This window comes from Haloferula sp. A504 (assembly GCF_044385805.1).
In the GTDB taxonomy this organism is placed as follows: domain Bacteria; phylum Verrucomicrobiota; class Verrucomicrobiia; order Verrucomicrobiales; family Akkermansiaceae; genus Haloferula.
The window spans coordinates 116,468-136,175 of record NZ_JBISBU010000007.1; the positions used below are offsets into that span (position 1 = coordinate 116,468).

General features: G+C 64.5%; 20 protein-coding genes. 12 read left to right on the top strand and 8 right to left on the bottom strand.

Annotated elements, in window-relative coordinates; genetic code table 11:
* Nucleotides 1-3: 3 nt before the first annotated feature.
* A complete protein-coding gene (locus tag ACG2LG_RS05850) occupies nucleotides 4-1,950 on the bottom strand; it encodes a CHASE2 domain-containing protein (RefSeq protein ID WP_396257178.1) in 1,947 nt (648 codons plus the stop codon).
* A 59-nt stretch (nucleotides 1,951-2,009) separates the two neighbouring features.
* Between ACG2LG_RS05850 and ACG2LG_RS05855 the strand changes: the two genes are divergently transcribed.
* The 8 genes from ACG2LG_RS05855 to nuoF all read left to right on the top strand — a co-directional run bounded on the left by ACG2LG_RS05855 (nucleotide 2,010) and on the right by nuoF (nucleotide 8,437).
* Entirely contained in the window at nucleotides 2,010-2,936 is a 927-nt protein-coding gene (locus ACG2LG_RS05855; RefSeq protein ID WP_396257180.1) for a hypothetical protein, read from the top strand.
* A 6-nt stretch (nucleotides 2,937-2,942) separates the two neighbouring features.
* Nucleotides 2,943-3,755, top strand: coding sequence for a FecR domain-containing protein (locus ACG2LG_RS05860; protein ID WP_396257182.1), 813 nt, complete (start codon nucleotides 2,943-2,945; stop codon nucleotides 3,753-3,755).
* Between the two features lie 50 nt (nucleotides 3,756-3,805).
* Nucleotides 3,806-4,084, top strand: a complete 279-nt coding sequence (locus ACG2LG_RS05865) for a BrnT family toxin (protein WP_396257184.1) — start codon at nucleotides 3,806-3,808, stop codon at nucleotides 4,082-4,084.
* A gap of 5 nt (nucleotides 4,085-4,089) precedes the next feature.
* Complete coding sequence (locus ACG2LG_RS05870; RefSeq protein ID WP_396257186.1) at nucleotides 4,090-4,362, top strand: CopG family antitoxin; 273 nt, start codon at nucleotides 4,090-4,092, stop codon at nucleotides 4,360-4,362.
* Nucleotides 4,363-4,482: 120 nt separating this feature from the next.
* Complete coding sequence (gene nuoD, locus ACG2LG_RS05875; RefSeq protein WP_396257188.1) at nucleotides 4,483-5,733, top strand: NADH dehydrogenase (quinone) subunit D; 1,251 nt, start codon at nucleotides 4,483-4,485, stop codon at nucleotides 5,731-5,733.
* Nucleotides 5,734-5,763: 30 nt separating this feature from the next.
* Nucleotides 5,764-6,438 carry a thioredoxin-like domain-containing protein gene (locus ACG2LG_RS05880; RefSeq protein WP_396257190.1) on the top strand — a complete coding sequence of 225 codons (675 nt, stop codon included), beginning with the start codon at nucleotides 5,764-5,766 and terminating at the stop codon, nucleotides 6,436-6,438.
* A 3-nt stretch (nucleotides 6,439-6,441) separates the two neighbouring features.
* Nucleotides 6,442-7,017, top strand: coding sequence for an NAD(P)H-dependent oxidoreductase subunit E (locus ACG2LG_RS05885; RefSeq protein WP_396257192.1), 576 nt, complete (start codon nucleotides 6,442-6,444; stop codon nucleotides 7,015-7,017).
* A 7-nt stretch (nucleotides 7,018-7,024) separates the two neighbouring features.
* Nucleotides 7,025-8,437 carry an NADH-quinone oxidoreductase subunit NuoF gene (gene nuoF, locus ACG2LG_RS05890; RefSeq protein WP_396257194.1) on the top strand — a complete coding sequence of 471 codons (1,413 nt, stop codon included), beginning with the start codon at nucleotides 7,025-7,027 and terminating at the stop codon, nucleotides 8,435-8,437.
* Between the two features lie 3 nt (nucleotides 8,438-8,440).
* On the opposite strand, the gene ACG2LG_RS05895 is transcribed toward nuoF, so the two are convergent.
* From ACG2LG_RS05895 to ACG2LG_RS05910, 4 genes are all read right to left on the bottom strand, one after another.
* On the bottom strand, nucleotides 8,441-8,977 hold the full coding sequence (locus ACG2LG_RS05895) for a hypothetical protein (protein WP_396257196.1): 537 nt from the start codon (nucleotides 8,975-8,977) through the stop codon (nucleotides 8,441-8,443).
* 63 nt (nucleotides 8,978-9,040) lie between these two features.
* Nucleotides 9,041-10,207 carry an RsmB/NOP family class I SAM-dependent RNA methyltransferase gene (locus ACG2LG_RS05900; protein WP_396257197.1) on the bottom strand — a complete coding sequence of 389 codons (1,167 nt, stop codon included), beginning with the start codon at nucleotides 10,205-10,207 and terminating at the stop codon, nucleotides 9,041-9,043.
* Nucleotides 10,204-10,947, bottom strand: a complete 744-nt coding sequence (locus ACG2LG_RS05905) for a cysteine hydrolase family protein (RefSeq protein ID WP_396257199.1) — start codon at nucleotides 10,945-10,947, stop codon at nucleotides 10,204-10,206. Before ACG2LG_RS05905 ends, ACG2LG_RS05900 begins: the two co-directional genes overlap by 4 nt.
* Before the next feature lie 44 nt (nucleotides 10,948-10,991).
* Nucleotides 10,992-12,242, bottom strand: coding sequence for a Zn-dependent hydrolase (locus ACG2LG_RS05910; RefSeq protein ID WP_396257201.1), 1,251 nt, complete (start codon nucleotides 12,240-12,242; stop codon nucleotides 10,992-10,994).
* 288 nt (nucleotides 12,243-12,530) lie between these two features.
* Here ACG2LG_RS05910 and ACG2LG_RS05915 point away from each other — a divergent pair, with 288 nt between their 5' ends.
* From ACG2LG_RS05915 to ACG2LG_RS05925, 3 genes are all read left to right on the top strand, one after another.
* Entirely contained in the window at nucleotides 12,531-12,860 is a 330-nt protein-coding gene (locus ACG2LG_RS05915; protein WP_396257203.1) for a hypothetical protein, read from the top strand.
* Nucleotides 12,861-12,874: 14 nt separating this feature from the next.
* Nucleotides 12,875-14,281, top strand: coding sequence for an urea transporter (locus tag ACG2LG_RS05920; RefSeq protein ID WP_396257205.1), 1,407 nt, complete (start codon nucleotides 12,875-12,877; stop codon nucleotides 14,279-14,281).
* Between the two features lie 146 nt (nucleotides 14,282-14,427).
* Nucleotides 14,428-15,504: an aspartate carbamoyltransferase gene (locus ACG2LG_RS05925; protein ID WP_396257207.1), complete on the top strand. Its 1,077-nt coding sequence runs from the start codon at nucleotides 14,428-14,430 to the stop codon at nucleotides 15,502-15,504.
* 51 nt (nucleotides 15,505-15,555) lie between these two features.
* Here ACG2LG_RS05925 and ACG2LG_RS05930 read toward each other — a convergent pair whose 3' ends face one another.
* The gene (locus ACG2LG_RS05930) at nucleotides 15,556-15,909 is read right to left on the bottom strand and encodes a four helix bundle protein (protein ID WP_396257208.1); all 354 of its coding nucleotides are present in this window, start codon (nucleotides 15,907-15,909) and stop codon (nucleotides 15,556-15,558) included.
* A gap of 66 nt (nucleotides 15,910-15,975) precedes the next feature.
* On the opposite strand from ACG2LG_RS05930, the gene asnB reads away from it, so the two are divergent.
* Nucleotides 15,976-17,925: an asparagine synthase (glutamine-hydrolyzing) gene (asnB, locus tag ACG2LG_RS05935; RefSeq protein ID WP_396257210.1), complete on the top strand. Its 1,950-nt coding sequence runs from the start codon at nucleotides 15,976-15,978 to the stop codon at nucleotides 17,923-17,925.
* Between the two features lie 40 nt (nucleotides 17,926-17,965).
* Here asnB and ACG2LG_RS05940 read toward each other — a convergent pair whose 3' ends face one another.
* Nucleotides 17,966-18,538 (bottom strand): hypothetical protein, encoded by a 573-nt coding sequence (locus ACG2LG_RS05940; protein WP_396257212.1) that lies wholly within the window; start codon nucleotides 18,536-18,538, stop codon nucleotides 17,966-17,968.
* A 2-nt stretch (nucleotides 18,539-18,540) separates the two neighbouring features.
* Nucleotides 18,541-19,695, bottom strand: coding sequence for an HNH endonuclease (locus ACG2LG_RS05945; RefSeq protein WP_396257214.1), 1,155 nt, complete (start codon nucleotides 19,693-19,695; stop codon nucleotides 18,541-18,543).
* Nucleotides 19,696-19,708 lie beyond the last annotated feature (13 nt).

Here is a 19,708-nt window from a genome sequence, read left to right on the forward strand (position 1 = left end):
CGGTCACTTCGACTCGATGACCGCGACGCCGCTTTGGTCCCGCGGCACCTTCGCGGCGGCGGCCTCGATCACCCCCGGATCGCCTTCGGCGAAAAGTTCCACCGCACCGGTGCGGCCCTTGACCCGGACCGGCCCGAGAGGCCGTCCCGACTCGTCGCCAGCCGCTTCCCGCACGCTGGCCGAGTAGATCAGGTCCGCGCCGAAGACCTTGGTCAGGCCCTCGATCCTCGAAGCCAGGTTCACCGCGTCCCCGATCACTCCGAATTCGATCCGTTGGGCGGAACCCAGCTCGCCGGCGATCACTTCCCCGAGATGGAGTCCGATGCCGATCCTCAAGGGCTCGCGTCCCTCCTCCCGCCAGTTCCGGTTCAGCCGCTCAAGCTCTTCGAGCATCCCGCGCGCCGTCGCCAGCGCGGCCCTGGCGTGGTCCTCCTCATTCCCATCTCCCAACGCGCCCCAATGCGCCATCACCGCATCGCCGATGAACTTGTCGAGCGTCCCGCCGTGGCGGAAAACCACCGCCACCATGGCGGTGAGATACTCGTTGAGCTGGGCGACCACCGCCTCCGCCCCCTCGCGTTCGGAGCGCGAGGTGAAGCCGCGGACATCGGAGAACAGGACCACGACACGCCGTCGCGTGCCCTGGGAAAGCCTCGCCCATTCGGCGGGATCCCCCGCCAGCCGGTCCGCCACGTCCCGCGAAACAAACCGTCGGAACTCGTTGCGCAGGCGGAGCCGCTCGAGCCGCTCGACCACCAGCCGGTAGCTCTGGGCACCCAGCCACGCGGCGGCCACCGCCAGCACCGCGGTGGTGCCGGGAATCAGGAGCGAGGCCCAAAGAAGGCCACCGACGACCACCCCCGTCAGCGCCAGCACCAGTCCAAGCAGCCACAGCACGGCCCACAGCGGCTGGCGGATCCGGGCCGCCAACCACGCCGACAAAAGCCCCGAACCCAGCGCCAGCCAGCCGCCCCAACCCACCGGCGTTAGAAAGGCATTGGCCAGGGCACAGGCCGCGGCCTGCAGGTGCAGCTGCGGCCCGGTGAGCGGCCCGACCGGTGTCGGATGGATGTCTCCCAGGCGCGGAGCAGTCGGCCCGATCATGACGACCTTTCCCTCGAAGGCCCGGCCCTCGCGGTGGTTCGACTGCCAGAGGCGATCGACGAAGATCCCGTGCAGGCTTTTCGGTTCATAGATGGCGGTGCCTCCGGTCTCGGCCCTCGATGCCCAGCGAAGCTCGTGATCACCCCACGGGACCTCGCCGCCCAGCTCCTCGACAATGCGGGCGGCGAGCGAGAATTCCACCGGCTCCCCCTCGAGCGGCTCGCCATTCTCGAGTCCCACGGTCGAGCGGAAGCGCGCCTCGCGGCGGACCCCGTCGAGCGGGTCGATCGGAAAATTTGCAAACCCCACCCGGGCACCGGTCTCGCGCAACGCCGCCATGGGTTCGCTCAGCATGAACATCTCCCGCTCCCCTTCGGTCGTCCCGGCCGGCGCGAAGGTCGAAGTCAGCACCACCTTGTCGGCGTGCCGCGCCACGGCATCGATGAACGCCTGATCGGCCTCCGGATCGCTCGGACCGACGAAGACCAGGTCGATCACGATCAGCCGCGCCCCGGCGTCCGCCAGACGGTCCACCACGGCCGCCCACACCCGGCGATCCCACGGCCACCGGCCATCCATCAACCACAGCGCCTCACTGGCATTCAGGTCGGACTGCCCCGCCTCGGCGGTCGTCATCGACCCCTCGTCGATCCCCAGCAGCACCAGATCCTCCCGCTCCGCCGGTCCCCCGCTCCACCAGATCAACTCGTCGAAGACCATGCGGTCGATCCGCCCGGCGATTCCGCCGCCTCCGGGCAGCACCCAGAGCAGCAGCCACACGCTCACCGCACCCGCCGCACCGAGCCAAAACGCCCGCCGACGATTCCGAAAGGACCGGCTTGTCATCCCATTCCGCATTTCTTACGCTGGCCAAGGTCTAACACACCCCACCAACGATGAAAGCCTTGAGCCTCTTCCTTCTGCTCGCGCCTCTGGCCGCGAGAGCCGACATCCTCTCCGACTCCGCTCCCTTCATCGGATCCCCCGCGCCGGACTACGATGCCGGGGAGTTCGTTCCCACGCAAGCAGGCGACGAGCCCGTGCTGGCCCCCCTTTCCCCGGCCGACTCCGATTTCGGCGTGCAGCAGATCCTCGGCACCTACGACGGCCCGCCTCCGGTCAACGTCTTCGGCTTTCTCGACTTCAACTACACCGACAACGCACCGGCACCAACCCGGGCCCTGGAAGACGGCTCCTACTACTTTTCGGCCCTGCTGGGGGCGGACTGGCGGCCGCGCCTCGCCGGAGGCTGGTTTGCCGACGTCGGGCTGTATCAGGAAATCTACCGCTTCGAGCAGGGTGACGCCCTTGATTTCGAGAATTTCCAGACCCACGCCGGCGTGGTGAAGACCCTGGTCGACCTGGACGACACCGTGTTCTACGCCCGCTACGAGTACCAGCGGCTCACCTCGGGCAGCATTTCGGAAACCGACTACTCGGCCCAGAGGATCCGGACCGGCCTCCAGAAGGCGCTCTTCACCCGCGCCCGCCAGCAGTTCGCCGGCGGAATCAGCATCGCCTACGACATCGATGCCAATCCGGAACGACTCGAGCGCATCGAGTACGCCGCCGACCTGAGCTACACCTACTGGATCCTCAGCGACCTCAGTGCGACCGCCTCGTGGCGTGCCGCCTACTGGGACTTCGACAACGGCGGCCGGGAAGACTGGAACCACACCGCCGGCCTCGAGCTCGCCTGGCGCCTGTGCCCCTACGCCACCGCCTACACTCAGGTTTTCTACAGCACCAACGACTCCAACAGCCCGCTCGGCATCAACGACTTCGAAGCGTGGACCGCCGGCGTCGGCATCGGCCTCAACCTCAGCTTCTGATCCGCCATGAAAACGACCGCACTCCTGCTCCTCCTCGCCGCCCCGGCGATCGCCGCCCCGCTCAAGTCGGCGAAAGTCACCCAGGCCGTCAACGACGTCAGCATCTACACCAGCTCGCGCGATCCCCGGCCCGCCAACGTCGGCGAAACCATCGGCGGCTCGAACTCGGTCCGCACCGGACGCGATTCGCGCGCGGAGCTGGTCTTCACCGACGAGACCGTCACCCGCCTCGGACAGAATTCCGTTTTCCGTTTCCGCAACGGCACCCGCGACGTCGAACTCGAGCGCGGCTCGGTGCTGCTCCAGGTGCCGAAGTCGGCGGGCGGTGCCACGATCCGCACCGCCACCGTCACCGCGGCCATCACCGGCACCACCTCGATGTTCGAGTACAGCCCCGGCCAGTGGGTCAAGCTGCTCACCCTCGAAGGCACCCAGAAACTCTACATCAACGGCCAGAAGGACCCGGTGCTGGTCCCCGCCGGTCAGATGATCGTGATGCGGCCAAACGCGCGGGTTGTTCCCCAACCGGTCACCATCGACATCGCCAAGCTCGTCGCCACCTCGATTCTCGCGGGTAACAAGGTCTTTGGTCCGCTCCCTCAAAATTCGAAGAGTGCCATTGCCCGGACGATGAACCAGCAGCGTCAGCAGAAGCGCGAGGGCGGTCTCCTGCCGACCCGGCAGGTGGTCACCGGGCCCGGCGTCCGGGGCAGCACCAGCAAGACCGACGTCCGGCAGCCGACGATCCCCACCGAAGAGCCCTTCTTCCACGAGGGAAGTTTCTTCACCGAGCCCGGCATCCCGCAGGGAACTCCGTAGAATCCGCTTCCCCCGGTCGGCTTCCCGTTGTTCCCTCCGGGCACGCACTCATGGAACTCGACCTCATCGACGTCCACTTCGACCTCAAGGCCTTCACTCCCAAGGAGGTCGAAGAGGCGATGGAGGACCCTTTCGCCATCCGCTTTCTTCCGGAAATCGACCGGCCGGACTCCGAAACCCGTTTCTATGCGCTCGGGCGGACCGTCGGCGACCGGCATCTGTTCCTGTGCTTCTGGACGGACGGCAAGGTCGCCCGCGTGGTCGCCGCCCGGGAGGCGAGCGAGGGAGAACAACGCTTCTACGAGCGGAAATACGCCGAATTCAAGTAGCCGAGATGAAAACAATCACCAATTGGGATGACATCCCGGATTTCGACGACGAGAAGGACGAGGCGGAATTCTGGCTCGAACACGAGCTGGATGGGCGCCTGATGGCCGGCTCGATCCACCAGCCGGACTCACGCGAATCGACCACCATCACCCTCCGCTTCGACCCCCGCATGCTGTCGCGCATCAAGCGCATCGCCCGCTCCCGCTTCCTCAACTACCAGTCGATGATGAAGCAGTGGCTCGCCGAGCGCCTCGAGGACGAGTTGCGGAAGCAGTAGCCCCCCCGATCGCACGCCCGCCGGAGGCCTTTTCGGGCGTTGGAGTGACTTTGTGAAAAATTTCACAAACCCCTTGCCCGTGTCCCGGTCTTGCGTCCTGATTCTCCAGCCGGATTTTTCATGAGCAGCCCCAAGACCACCGAATACGAGGCCCCGGATGTCGGCAGCAAGGCCGCCGATTATCATGCCGAGACCACCGACATGATGGGCGAAAAGATGGTGCTCAACATGGGCCCCTCGCACCCGGCGACCCACGGGGTGCTGCGCCTCGTCCTCGAACTCGATGGCGAGGTGATCGAAAAGGCGGACCCGGATGTCGGCTTCCTCCACCGCGGCGATGAGAAGATCGCCGAGTCGATGCACTACAACCAGTTCGTGCCCTACACCGACCGGCTCGACTACCTGGCCCCGCTCGCCAACAATGTCGCCTACGCCTGTGCGGTCGAGAAGCTGATGGGCTGGGAGCTCCCTCCCCGCGGCCAGGCACTGCGGGTGCTGTGCTGTGAACTGGCCCGCATCTCCTCGCACATGCTCGGCGTGGGGGTCTGCGCCATGGACGTCGGGGCGATGACCGTGTTCCTTTACACCTTCACCGAGCGCGAGAAGGTCTACAACCTCTGCGAACAACTCACCGGCGCCCGCTTCACCACCTCCTACACCCGCGTCGGCGGCCAGGTCCGCGACATGCCCGATGGCTTCGCGGCGGCCGTGCGCAAGTTCCTCGACGAGTGCTCGGTGACCATCGACGAGGTTGCCAAGCTTCTCGACAAGAACCGGATCTTCATCGAGCGGATGGCCGACGTCGGCGTGATCCCGAAGAAGGACGCGATCGCCTGGGGCATCACCGGGCCGAACCTCCGGGGCTCGGGGGTCGCGCGCGACCTGCGGAAGGACAATCCGTATCTCGGTTACGAAACCTACGATTTCGACGTCCCCGTCGCCGATGAAGGCGACTGCTACTCCCGCTACCAGATCCGGATGGAGGAAATGCGGCAGTCGATCCGGATCTGTCGCCAGGTGCTCGACACGATGCCCGACGGCCCGGTCAACCTCGCCCACGACAAGGGCATCCTCCCGGACAAGGAGCGGGTCATGATGTCGATGGAGGAGCTCATCCACCACTTCATCGTCGCCACCCAGGGCATCGATGCGCCGCCCGGCGAGGTCTATTTCGGTGCGGAGAACCCGAAGGGTGAACTCGGTTTCTACATCCACTCGACCGGCGGCGGCGTGCCGAACCGCCTGAAGATCCGCAGCCCCTCCTTCTGCAACCTCTCGCTTTGCTCCAGGCTTCTCCCGGGTCACATGGTTTCGGACATCCCCGCCATCCTCGGGTCGCTCGACTTCGTGATGGGCGAGTGTGACCGGTGACCTCCAACCACACGCCAACCATCCAAGAACATGAAGCTCCGCATCCTTCTCATCACCCTGTTGCTCTCCTCGCTGGCGACAGCCGCCTTCGAGCAATGGACCAGCGCCGATGGACGCACCGCCACGATGAACCTCCTCTCCGTGACGGAGGTTGGCGGCGAGCTGGTCGGGCGCTTTTCCCTGCGTTCGGGCAAGGTGGTGGAATTGAAGGCCGGCGATCTTTCCGCCGAGGACGCGAAACGCCTGACCGAGTGGAAGCCGGACCGGGTCGGAGCCCGCGGCACCGGGGGTGACAGCGTCTTCGACGACTTCTTCGAAGGCAACCTGCTGCGACTCGACGGCAAGACCCTTGAGAGCTGTGACGTTCCAGAACCGGAGAAATACTACATTTTCTACTACACGGCCTCATGGTGCGGCCCCTGCCAGCGCTACACCCCGTCGCTGGTGAAATGGTACAACGAGAACAAGAACGACCATTTTGAAATCGTCGTGATCACATGGGACCAGAACACCAGGGAAATGAAGGATTACGCCGTTTCCAAGAAGATGCCCTGGACCATTCTGAAGCAAAGCAAGGCCGACGACTTCCAGAAAAAGTTCCCCCATCAGGTTTCCGGGATTCCCTCCGTCATCACCTGCGGGCTGGATGGCAAGATCGTCAGCAGAACCGAATCCCTGGCCGAACTCGGCCAGCTCGTGAAGTAAGCCATGTCCGAAGCCGTCCTCAAGGAACTGGTCGCGTCCCCGGAGACCCCGGGCACCAAGCATTTTCCCCCGTTCAAGCCGACCGACGAACTGGAGGCCGAGGCCACCCGTCGTCTGGCGCAGTTTCCGGATGACCACAAGCGCTCGGCGGTGCTCCCCATCCTGCACCACATCCAGCATCACCACGGTTTCATCAGCGCCGAAGCCATCCAGTGGACCGCCGACCGCCTCGGGATCGAGCCGATCAAGGTCGCCGAGGTCGTCACCTTCTACCCGGGCTTCCGACAGTCGGCGCCGGGCAAGTTCCACATCCGCGTCTGCCGCACCCTTTCCTGCGCGATGGGCGGCTCCTACGAGCTGATGGACCGGCTTTGCGAGATCACCGGCATCGACCGCAGCTCACTCGATCCGCATCACCATCCGATCGCCGTGTCCCCGTGCGGCACCTGGTCGGTGGAATTCGCCGAGTGCCTCGCCTCCTGCGGCACCGCGCCGGTGTGCCTGGTCAACGACGACTTCCACGAAGGCGTCGATGCGGACAAGTCCCGGCAACTCCTCGATCAATACGCCAAGGCCTGAGCAGACCATGAGCGAAATCCAATACCTCGAAGGCAAGCAGCCCGACCCGCGCGAACACCGGATGATCTTCCGGAACGTGGATCGCGTCGGCTGGAACCCGTCGATCGACCGCTACCTTGAGGACGGGGGCTACGAGCAGCTGCGCAAGGCGATGGACATGGACCCGCAGGTCATCACCGATGAGGTGAAGAAATCCGGCCTGCGCGGGCGCGGCGGAGCGGGGTTCCCGACCGGGGTGAAGTGGGGCTTCATCCCTCCGAAAAACACCAAGCCGGTCTATCTCATCTGCAATGCGGACGAATCGGAACCCGGCACCTTCAAGGACCGCTACATCCTCCACCAGGACCCCCACCAGCTGATCGAGGGCATGGTGATCACCTGCCTCGCCGTGGGTGCGCACGTCGCCTACATCTACATCCGTGAGGAGTTTCCCGAGGCGGCGAAAACCCTCGAAACCGCCATCGCCGAAGCGAAGGGGAAGAACTTTGTCGGCAAGGGAGTGCTCGGTTCGGACTTCGACGTCGAGATCCACGTCCACCGCGGGGCCGCAGCCTACATCTGCGGCGAGGAAACCGGGTTGATCGAGTCCCTCGAAGGAAAGCGGCCCTACCCGCGCATCAAGCCCCCCTACTTCCCGGCCGCCCTCGGGCTCTACATGTGCCCGACCATCGTCAACAATGTCGAGTCGCTGTGCCACGTGAAGCACATCATCGGCATGGGTGGCGACGAATACGCCAAGCTTGGAACCCCGCGCAACACCGGCACCCGCATCCTTTGCGTCTCCGGCGACGTGAAGAAGCCCGGCTACTTCGAGGTCGAGGTCGGCAAGGTGACCATGCGCGAACTGCTCTACGACATGTGCGGTGGCCCGAAGGACGGGCGCGAGTTCAAGGCCGTCATTCCCGGCGGTTCCTCGGCCAAGATCCTGCGCTGCGACGAGACTTTCACCCTCAAGGGCCAGGGTCCGGATGGCACCGACAAGGAACTGTCGTTCTGGGACATCCCGATGGACTTCGATTCGCTCGCCGCCTGCGGCTCGATGGCCGGATCCGGCGGCGTGATCGTCATGGACGACTCGCGCAAGATGTCGTGGGTGCTCAACAACATCAACCAGTTCTACGCCCACGAGTCCTGCGGCCAGTGCACCCCCTGCCGCGAGGGTTCGACCTGGATGCGCAAAATCACCGACCGGATCGTCGCCGGCAAGGCATCGCCCAGGGACATCGACATCCTCGAGAGCGTGGCCCACCAGATCGACGGCAAGACCATCTGCGCCTTCGGCGAAGCCTGCTCGTGGCCGGTCGAGGCGATCATTGCGAAGTATCGCGACGAGTTGGTGGCGGACACCAAGCCCGAGAATGCCGAGGCGGCGCTGAATCCTGAAGCCGAAGCGCAGAGGCGCTACCTTCAGAAGGCGTAGTGGCTACTTCAAGGCGTCGAGCTTCGCCTGCAACTTGCGCCGCTTGCTGAGCATTTCCGCCTCGGCCTGCTGATACCGGCCTGCCCGGCTCACGCCGCTGATCAGAATCACCACGCCGATGCCGATGATGACGAAGCCGAACATGCCGAATCCACTCGGCCCTCCGGCTGAGCTCACGCCGGCCATCATGGCGAACCAGACCAGCCCGGCCACCATCACCACCCCGGCCCCGAAGACCGACGCGAACACCGACGGCTTCGAGCGACTGCCGTCCTTGTTCTTCGTCATCATCCCCTCTCGCTGCGCCTGCCACTCCCGGTCGATCTGCTCGAGTTCGTTCTGAAGGCGAATGACCTTCAGGTCCTCCGACATGCGATCGGTCTTCTCTCCGATCTCCTCCAACAGGCGGGAATGGGTCGTCGTGGAATCGTGGACGATCTCCAGCTTGGAGCCGCAGAAGTTGCAGGTCACGAAGCGGATCGACTCGTCGACTTCCAAGTCGGCACCGCAGTTCTGGCAACAGACCGCTTTCACCTTCATCGCCGGCATGCTGACAAGGATTGCCGGCAGGTGTCAGCTCCAAGATGATGGCGAATTTGGAGACTACCGTTTCGACAAGCGCGCCATGTAGAAGCCGTCGAAACCGGTGGTGCCCGGATCGACGGCATGGTCGTCCTCCATCTCCCACCGGGGGTCGCGCTCCCGCAGCGCCTCGACCTGACCCCGGTTCTCCGACGGCAGGACCGAGCAGGTCGCATAGACGAACTTCCCGCCTTCGCGCAGCATCTCCGGATAGTGGTCGAGCAGGCGGCGCTGGGTTCGGATCACCTTGGCCAGGCGTGCTTCGGTCAGACTCCACTTCAGATCCGGTTGCCGGCGAAGCGTTCCCAGTCCGGAGCAAGGGGCATCGATGAGCACCCGATCCGCCCAGCCACGCCACTTGGCCAGGCTTTGGTCATCCCATCTCTCGATCTTCAGATTCCGCAACCCGGCCCGCTTCGCCCGCTTCCACAATTCGTCGAGCCGCCGCTGACTGACGTCGAGCGCCACCACTTCCCCCTGCCCCTGCATCAGCGCCGCCAGATGGAGGGTCTTGCCCCCGGCCCCCGCGCAGGCATCGATGACCTTCATTCCCGGCTCGACCTGGAGGAAGGGCGCGATCATCTGGCTGCCTCCATCCTGAATCTCGATTCGAGAATCGTAAGACAGCCGCTTGGGCAGCATGCCTTCGAGGCGGATTGCATCCGGCACTCCATCGACCGCCGAGGCGGCGACATCCTCCGACTCCAGCCATGCAAGGACCGTGTCACGGTTCGACTTCAGACGATTCACGCGCAGAAAGACCGGTGCCCGCTGGTTCAGGGCCTCGAGAATGGGCAACCAGTCCTCCCCGAGTTCTTCCCGCCCCCGGGCATCGAGCCAGTCCGGCACGGACTGGCGCACCGCAACGGGCTGGGCTTCGAGGGTAGCCTCGTGCTCACCCACATCCTCATCGAGCGTCGCCCACCATTCGGGGATCGCGTAGCCATTCCTCCGCCAGACGACGGCGAGCAGTTTCTCGACCTCATCGGAACCGGCGACATGAGCCAGCGCCCGGCGCCAGCGCACGACCTCCCACACCGAGTCGGCGATGAAATGGCGGTCACGCTTGCCCCAGCGCCGGTTGGCCCGGAAGGCCGCCGCCACCTCGTGATCCAGCACCCGGCCATCCTCCAGCACGGAATTCAGGAGGGTGACACATGCCTCGGCGAGTGGTCGGTGAATTTTCAACTGTGTTGGGTGATGATGCCGGCGGTGCTGCTGTCACGCAGTTCGTCGAGGTCGCGGAAGACCTCGTTGACCGTGCAGATTCGCGCGTAGCGATCGCGCAGGGTCGCCAGCGAGGCCTCGTGAAGCCGCGGCGTGACGGTGGCGCAGGCGTTGTCGACCACGGTCACGAAATACCCGAGGTCGCAGGCGTCCCGGGCCGCCGTCTCGACGCACTCGTTGGTGTACACCCCGCACAAGTAAAGCGAGCGGATGCCGAGATTCCCCAGGATGTAGTGCAGGTTGGTCGACGAGAAAACGCCGCTCGCCGTCTTGTCGATGATGATCTCGTCGCCGACCGGGGCCACCTGCTCGATGAACTCCGCCTCCTTGCTTCCCTTGGCCGCCAGAAGTCCCAGCCGGCGATGGCCCGCCCCCCGGTCGCGCCCGTCCTTGGTGAGCGCGCAGATGCGGCAGTGGATCACTTCCAGTCCGCTCCCACGGAAGGCATCCTGGAGCTGCCGGATCCCCGGCAGGACCGTCGTTTCGAGGCGATCGAAATAGTATCGCCGGCCCTTCTCGGGCACGCCGCTCTTTTCGGGATCGGAGAACACCCCGTAGCCCTCGGCCGCATCGAGATACTGAACATCAATGCACATCAGCGCGACCTTGCCGTCGGCGAGATGGGCGCTCCGGGAGGGGTTCGTGATGAACGCCTCGCGATACGTGTTGCGCAGCGGGTCCTGAATCGGCGTCACGTCCATCGGGCAGGAAGCTACGGGCACCGGCCACGCCGGGCAACCCTCGTTCACGAGCGGAATGCCAGTCGATCGATGGCACCGAGCATGACCTTGGCACCGGCCTCGATGTCATCCCACGCGGTCCACTCGGCTGGCGAGTGCGATTTCCCGTTCAACGAGGGAACGAAGATCATCCCCACGGGACAGATCGAGGCGATGATCTGGGCATCGTGCGCCGCGCCGGACTCCATCCGGCGATAGCGCAGGCCCTCCTCCTCCGCCGCATTCTCGACGCACCAAACCAACTCCGGATCGCAGGTGACCGGCTTGATCCAGCTGTCGACATGGTAGCTGAAGCGCAATCCGCGACGCCGGGCGATCGCCTCCAGCGCCCTGCGGGTCGCCTGCGCCAGCTCGTTCATCACGGTCTCGTCGGTATCGCGGACGTCGATGGTGAACATCGCCTCGCCCGGCACGGTATTTGGTGAACCGGGCGACAATTCAACCCGCCCGATGGTCGCCCGCGACCGCTCGGAACCATTCTCGTCGAGGATGCGCGGCACTTCGTGGGCGAAGTCCGCCACCCCCATGAAGGCGTCCCGGCGCATGATCATGGGCGTGGTTCCGGCATGGTTGGGCTCACCGCTGAGAGTGACGCTCCACTTGAAAAGCCCGGTGATGGCCTCGACCACCCCCACCTGCAGATCGTCCGCACTGAGCACCGGGCCCTGCTCGATGTGCAACTCGAGGTAGCCGCCGATGGTCGTCGGATCACGCCGGGCCTGCAGCGCCTCCCATGGGTCCAGGCCCGCGGCCTTCATCACATCCTCCAGCCGCTCGCCGCCCGGGTCCGTGGCGCTGTGAATGGTGTCGGGGGTGATCAGGCCCGCCAATGCCTGGGAGCCGAACATGCCCCCGAAGCGACCCTCCTCGTCGGAAAAGGCGAACAGCTCGACGTCCTGAACCGGCTGGCGACCGCTTTCCTTCATCACCCGCAGGCACTCGAGGCCGGTCAGGACGCCCAGGGTGCCATCGAGAATCCCGGCGCACGGCACCGTATCGATGTGGGATCCGATCAACAACGCCGGCGCCTCCGGATCGCGACCCGGGAGACGCCCGATCAGGTTGCAGGCGCCGTCGCGGCGGGTTTCCAGACCGGCTTCGCGCATTTTCTGCTCCAGCCAATCCTTGCCGCGCATGTCGGCCTCGTTGAAAGCCATCCGGTAAACCCCGCCATCCTCGGCCCGCCCGATCTTCGCCAGCTCCTTGAGGTCACTGCTGATCCGGTCGATGGAAACGTTTTCTTCGGTCGTAGGCATCGGCCCCACCCAAGGGCCGGACGCCGCCATCGGCCAGAAAGAATTTGCAATCGCCGCCCTCTTCACCAACCCTTTGTCCGCCATTTCAGACCTGTCAGCCGGGCAGTAATATCGATTCAACCCGCCGGAGACATCCGCTTTCACCGCTCCAATTCCCCACTCCGTCCATCGGTCATCGCCGGGATACTTTGGGGCACAGTTGTCAGCCTCGGCACGGCAACACCTTCCGCTCCGGAGCTGAAATCGACGCTCCCCGAGACCGACGGCATCCATCAATCGTCCGACGGAGTGGTCGACCTCGAGTGGACCCGGGCCGGGGGCACCCGTTTCGAACTCGAGCATCAGCCCCCCGGGTCGACGCCGCAGGTGCGCTACGACGGCACGCAAGCCTCCTCGGTGCGCAGCGGGCTCGGCGCAGGGCGGCACCGGTTCCGGGTGCGCGCCACGAACGAAGACGGCGAAGCTGGCCCCTGGTCTCCTCCCCTCGCACTGGAGGTGACCTACATGGACGCCGGCAAGGTTCGCCTGCTGTTGATCCTCGGGGCACTGGTCGTGACCTCCACGGTGGTGGTCATCCTCCACGGCCACTTCACCCACCAACGCAACCCCGCCCGATGACGCTCGCCGTGTCCATGAGTCAGCAAAGCGCCTGGGCCGTCGTGCTGGTCCTCGGCGTGGTCTGGGTGGGCCTCGGTGTCTGGTGGGGACGTCGCGCCCAGGGCTCGGAAGGTTTCATGCTCGCCGGCCGCAACATCGGCCTCGCCCTCGGATCCGCCACCGCCATGGCCACATGGGTCACTTCAAACACCGTCATGGTCGCGCCCAAGCTGGCCTTCACCCAGGGCATCTGGGGCATGATCGGCTACTCCACCGCCGCCTTCGGGCTCATGCTTTTCGCTCCGCTGGCCATCCGCATCCGCCACTTGCTGCCGAAGGGCGTCACTGCCGGCGACTTCTTCCACCACCGCTTCGGCCAGAGCGGATGGGTCGTCTTCTTCATCATCACCATGGTCTACTCGCTTGCCTGGCTGGTCACCATGGCGATCGCCGGCGGGGAGCTTCTCAACGTCCTCACCGGCATCGAATACGGCCGGGGCATGACACTGATCCTGGTCGTCTGCGTCCTCTACACCCTCTTCGGCGGTCTCTACGCGGTGGTCGGTACCGACTTCATCCAGAGCCTCATCATCCTCGTCGGGATCGTCCTCATCGGGGTACTGGTCCTCACCCGTCTCGACTTCGAGACCGCGCATCGCCAGATCGCCGAGGTGCAGCCGGAGCTGCTCAACCCGCTGATGCCCGTGGCCCTGCTTTCGTTCTTCAACATCATGCTGTTCGGCTTCGGCGAGGTCTTCCACAACAACGTCTGGTGGTCCCGCGCCTTCGCCATGAAAGAAAAGGTCGCCCCGAAGGCCTTCCTCCTTTCCGGCTTGTTCTGGTTTCCCATTCCGATCGCCGCCGGCTTCGCGGCCCTCGCCGCCGGCCCGCTCGGGGTCAACATCACCGACCCCAACCAGACCGGCCCCGCCGTCGCCGAGTTCGTCCTCGCCGGCACCTGGCTCGGCCCGGTGTCCGGCTACCTGATCCTCATCGTGCTGTTCTGCTCGATCGCCTCCTCGATCGACTCCCTGCTCGCCGCGACCTCCGACCTGGTGCTCAACGACGCCGCCAACCGCATCTTCAAGCGCCACCCTTCGGAGGCCAACTTCCGCCGCATCGCCGCGGTGGTGATCATCGGGATCGGCATCATCGCCTGGAGCATCGCCATCAAGCGCCTGCCCATCGTCAACGTCCTCTATTCCTCCGGCCCCCTGGTCGCCTCGCTGATCTGGCCGGTGGTCGCCGGCCTTTACTGGCGCAAGCTCAATCGCCCGCTGGTCATCGCCGGAATCGTCGCCGGATCGGTCCTCGGGGTGATCGCCTACTACCACCCCGACTTCGGCTGGTTCACCGCCTCGCTCGTCGGCGCCGCCGTTTCCATGGTTGCAACCATCGCCGCCCGGTGGATCATGGCCGACCCCCTCCCTCCCGCCTCCTGAACCATGTTCAGCCCCGTCTTCCTCAAGCTCCTGATCCTCGGCGGCCTGTCGTGGACCGCCCTGGCGGCGATCGCACTCACCGTGCTGCTGGTCGTCGACTGGAAGCGAGGCCAACTCTGGTAAACGCAAGACACCCGCCCCGAGCCATGTCCGATCAGCCCGAACCGAATCCCGCCGCCGCCTACCTGGAACCTCCCGAGGGATCCAAGGCCACCCGGCCCGAGCCCCTGAACCTCTTCGAGTCCGCCCCGCCGAACCTCGACGTGCTCGCCCAACTCAGCGGCCAGAACGTGCTCTACGCCCGGCAGTTCAGCTTCGAACTCGTCGCCGAACTCTGCAAACTCGCGGCGGTCCTCGAGGAGATCGAGATCTGGCCCTACCACCCCCTCGACGGCAAGATCATCACCACCGCCTTCTTCGAGGCATCCACCCGCACCCGCACCAGCTTCGAGAGTGCCGCCCACCGCCTCGGCGGACGGGTGATCTCGATCCCCGATGGATCCATCACCGGTGCCAAGAAGGGCGAATCGATCCAGGACATCGGCGAGATGTTCAATGCCTACTGCGATTGCGTGGTCATGCGGCACACCGAGACCAGCGCACCCAAGGAAATCCTGGAGAACCTGCGGATCCCGCTGATCAATGCCGGCAACGGATCCGGCGAGCACCCCACCCAGGCCCTCGCCGACTGGTACGCGCTGCTCAAATGGAAACCGCGCCTCGCCGCCCCGTTCGAAACCGGTGACCAGAAGCTGAAACTCGGCATCCTCGGCACCCCCGGCTCGATGCGTGCGGTGAAGTCATTCCTCCTGATGTCGCTGCTCTTCCACGAGCATATCAGCAAGGTCACCGTCATTTCCGAGATGGCCGATCCTTTCGGTCCGGACGTGATCGAAAGCCTCAATCAGGCCGACATCGACTACGAAGTCACCAACGACATCCGCGAAAGCCTTCCCCAGCTCGACATCATCTACATGAATTCCATCGCCTTCCTCGGCGACTCCTACAAGGCGCTCGACTCGCGCTACAAGCTCGACGCCGACAGCCCGCTGAAACAGGACGCGGTCATCCTCCACCCGCTCGCGCGTCTCGACGAGCTCGACACCTCCTTGGACAAGACCCCCCACAACCTCTATTTCTCCCAGGCCCACGGCGCCGTCTTCATCCGCCAGGCCCTCCTCCTCGCCGTCCTCGGCCGCCTCGACCGGCTGCCCGAGTTGTGAGTTCAGAGTTCAGAGTTCAGAGTTCGGAGTTCAGAGTTTAGAGTTCAGAGTTTAGAGTTTAGAGTTTTTGAGAATGGTTACGAGAATCCCGGTCAACTGGTCGGCCTCCTTTTCCAGATCGGCCATCTTGTCCGGATCCATCAGCTCCGCTTTGCGAATCAACTCCAGCCAATAACAGGTTTCATCCATCTCCTTCAGGGAATCTCCCAGCTTCGCTCGGAACTCGACCTTCGACCTCGACCGACAAGCTTCCCGATGATTTGCGCCCACCGAAGAACTGCTCCGGAGCAACTGCCTTCCATACACCCGCGCCTCGTCGACCCTCGGCAAAGCCCGGAACAGTTTCAGACACCTCAGCGAGAACCGCATCAACCTCTCCCTCAAAGCCCTTGTCCTCTCATCCATACGAAATTCATCGAGCAACCCGCCCCATCCACCTGAACTCAAAACTCTGAACTCTGAACTTGTACCATGTGCGGAATCGCCGGATCCTTCTCAGCCCGACCTCTTCCCGACAACCGGGAACCCATCCTCCACGAACAACTGCAGGCCATCCTCCACCGCGGACCGGATGCCCAGACGACCTGGCTCGAAAGAAACAAGGGCGTCGCCTTCGGGCACACCCGGTTGTCGATCAACGACCTCGAGGGAGGCGTGCAGCCCATCCGGTCCCACGACGACCGCTTTGTCTCGACCGTCAACGGCGAGTTCTACGACTTCAAGTTCCACCGCTCGGTCCTCATGGCCGAGGGCCAGCGCTTCCGCACCAAGTCGGACTCCGAAATCGCGCTCGGACTCTATCGCAAGCACGGACTCGACTTCACCCGATACCTCCGGGGCGAGTTCGCCTTTTCGCTCTACGACCAGGAAAAGGATGAACTGCTTCTGATACGCGACCGCTGGGGCATCCGGCCGCTCTTCATCCACGTTCAGGACGATCATACGATCCACTGGGGTTCGGAAGTGAAGGCCCTGCTCGCCCACCCGGACATCCCCGCGGAACTCGACGAAAAGGCTGCCCTGCACCAGCTCATGCAAACCATCGCGCCCGGCATGAGCGCCTTCCGGAACATCGAATCGCTCTCGCCCGGCCACCTGCTGCGCATCCGCAAGAACGGTGACCGGCTCTCGATCGAGAAGATCCGCTACTGGGACCTCGATTTCCCGGAGGAGGGCGGCCACGACCACCCCGACGACGAGAACCACCATGTCGAACGCGTCCGCGAGGAACTCACCCGCGCCGTCGTCCACCGCCTCGAGGCCGACGTCCCGGTCGGCTGCTACCTCTCCGGAGGCATCGATTCCTGCTGCATTCTCGGCCTCGCCACGGGTGCCATGCAGTCACCGGTCAAGGCCTTCACCATCGCCTTCGACAACGTCGACTACGACGAAAGCAGCATCGCGAAGGAAATGGCGGCGTCGATGAATGCCGACCAGGAGATGATCACCCTCGCGGCGGACGACCTCTACGGCCAGAACTACATCGACACAGTGTGGCACGCCGAACGCACCTTCTACAACACCCTCGGCGTGGCGAAGAACCTGATGTCGAAGCGCGTCTGGGACTGTGGCTACCGTTGCGTGGTCACCGGCGAGGGCTCCGATGAGATCTTTGCCGGCTACCCGGGTTTCAAGCGCGACATGTTCCTCCACGGCATCGACCATGAACCCGAACACATCCGGGCCGAATACCAGGCCGCGCTGGAGAAGACCAACCAGCTCTTCAAGGGGGCGATCCTTTCCGAGAACGAGCGCCATCACCCGGCCTTCGACGCCATCTGCGGATTCACCCCCTCATGGCTCCAGCCGTGGATGGAAACCCTCGACCTTGCCCGTCCCCTGCTCGCCGACGACGTTGCCCGGGAACTGGCGGACTACGACCCGATCGAGGAGATCGCCTCGCGCATCGACGGCTCGATGATGGCCGGCCGCCACCCGCTCGACCGCGCCCAGTACACCTGGGCCAAGTGCCAGCTCGAAGGCCAGATCCTCAACTGGGGCGGCGACCGCGTCGACATGGCCAACTCGATGGAAAGCCGCCCGGCCTTCCTCGACCACCACCTCGCCGAGGCCGCCTTCAAGGTGCCGCCGCATTACCGGATCAAGGGCAACATCGAGAAATACGTGCTGCGCGAAGCGGTGAAGGGCGTGCTGCCCGAGGTTCTCTACAAGCGGGAGAAGTTCGCCTTCATGGCCCCTCCCGCGCACACCGACGAGAAGAAGAAGGCCCGCGTCCGGGAACTCATCCACTCCTTCCTCAACCGCGACGCCGTGAGTCGCTGCGGCATCCTCTCGCCCGACCGGGTCGAGGGTTTCCTGCGCGACTACGACGCCGACACCGACCCCACCTCACTCGTCCGCAAGGACGCGCTGCTCAACCACCTCCTCGGCCTCCACATCCTCCACGACAAGTTCTGCTGAAGTGCCATTCCAAGCGGCTGCGCGGGACGGACCGCGGGCTTCAGCCCGCATCTTCATCCTCCTGCTCAAACCTTAGGACGCGGCACCATTCCTCCAGCTTCGCGGCGACCTTCTCCACGGCCGCCTCGTCGATTACCCGCCCCTCCACCTCCATCGGCAAATCGTGGAATACCCGCCACCCCTTCGCCGCCAGCGGAAGCAGCGCCTCCGCCACCGCGCACTCGCCTAGGAAGCCAAGCCGTGCGATTCGAGCCGACCGATACGACTGAAGGAGGTGCCTCACGCCAATCACCCCCAACGGGACTCCCGTCAGCGCGCATCCGAGCTTTACCTCCCACGAAGCCGTGATCGCGACATACGCCAGACCCGCCGCAAATACCGGCAGGACACCCACCAGCGAGGCGAAATCAAACAGCGCATCCTGCCGCCGCTCCAAGCACCCCCATCCCGGCGGTCGCAGGATACCTTGGTGGAACGGCTCCCGATACCGCTTCCGCCACCAGTCCCGAGACCTTCGCAGCCCCCAAAGCATTCCGCCTCCCACCAACCAGGTCGCCGCCACGACTCCGATGACGGCGAGCGCACCATTCCCGTCCTTAACCAGTGCCACCATGATCAGTTCGACAAGCCTGCGGAACAAAACTCGCACCAGCGCCTTTCCAAGGCTCCTCGGTCCGGGTGATGGGACGGCTCCTTGGGCAGTTCGAGCCGCTTCCCGTGCAACTCCGCATAGCTCGGATCCTCGCGAAGTTCCTTGGCCAGATACACGACCAAGGTTCCGGGCTTCACCGCGATCAAATGGTTGTCAAAAAGCGTGTGGAGATCCGCCCGCAGCAACAGGCCGTTCGCCACGTGATTGGATTCCTCACTTTGATACGGATCGATGTGGGCACTCTCCAGAACCTGCACGACCCGGCAGCCGGTGATGCAGCAGCGGTTGTCGTAGATCGCCCGCAGGCTACGCCGGAACTTGCCCTGGCCTTCGCGCTCCCGAACCTCGCGGATGACCTTCTTTCCTCGACCCGTTGGCGGTTGATAGCTGCCGACCGGAGGGACTTCGAAGCCGCCGGTCCGGAAGGGCACCTTCTGGAAATCCTTTTCTCCCTCACCCTGCCACGAAAGTCCGGCGACCGAGGTCCGATCCAAATCCCCGAACTCGATCCGCGCAATGCCAAGCCACATGCCCTGTGCCCGGTTGAAGCGGGGGTATCGCGTGTAATCAAGATCCGCCCGGTCGCCGGTCACCGTGACATCGCACTTCGCCTGAAAGACCCCACCCTTGCACCCACGAACCTCATGCACCAGCCCCCGCGTCGTCCCCTCCTCCGCGAACCACTCCAAGGGCAGGAGATCCACGAAGCCCCGCGACTCGCGATCCAGATACTCCAGCAGGATGCCGCCCGCGCCAGCCGCTCCGAGGAACTTCTTGTGCTTTTCGAGCACCTCGCGCAATCCGGTTCGGGTCGTGCCCCTCACCTTCTCGTAGTAGGCGATGTGCTTCCGCAGCGCCTCAAGCGCCAGCCGAAGACCCGCGTCCCCCTTGTCTCGCCGAATCCATGTCAGATATGAGTCGGTGTCCCGGATGTTCAGCGCCCGGGTGTATTTCTCCCCCTTGAGCATCTTGCCGACGATCCACACCAGGCTCGACGCGGAACTCGGTGCCAAAGCCGCGCGACTGAGGCTTTCAAGAGCCTCCTTCTTCCGGATCTCACCATCGAAGACCTGAAGGCCGGCGCTGTAGGCCGCTTCAATCGCTTCACTTGCACTCATCTCCAACCGGGGG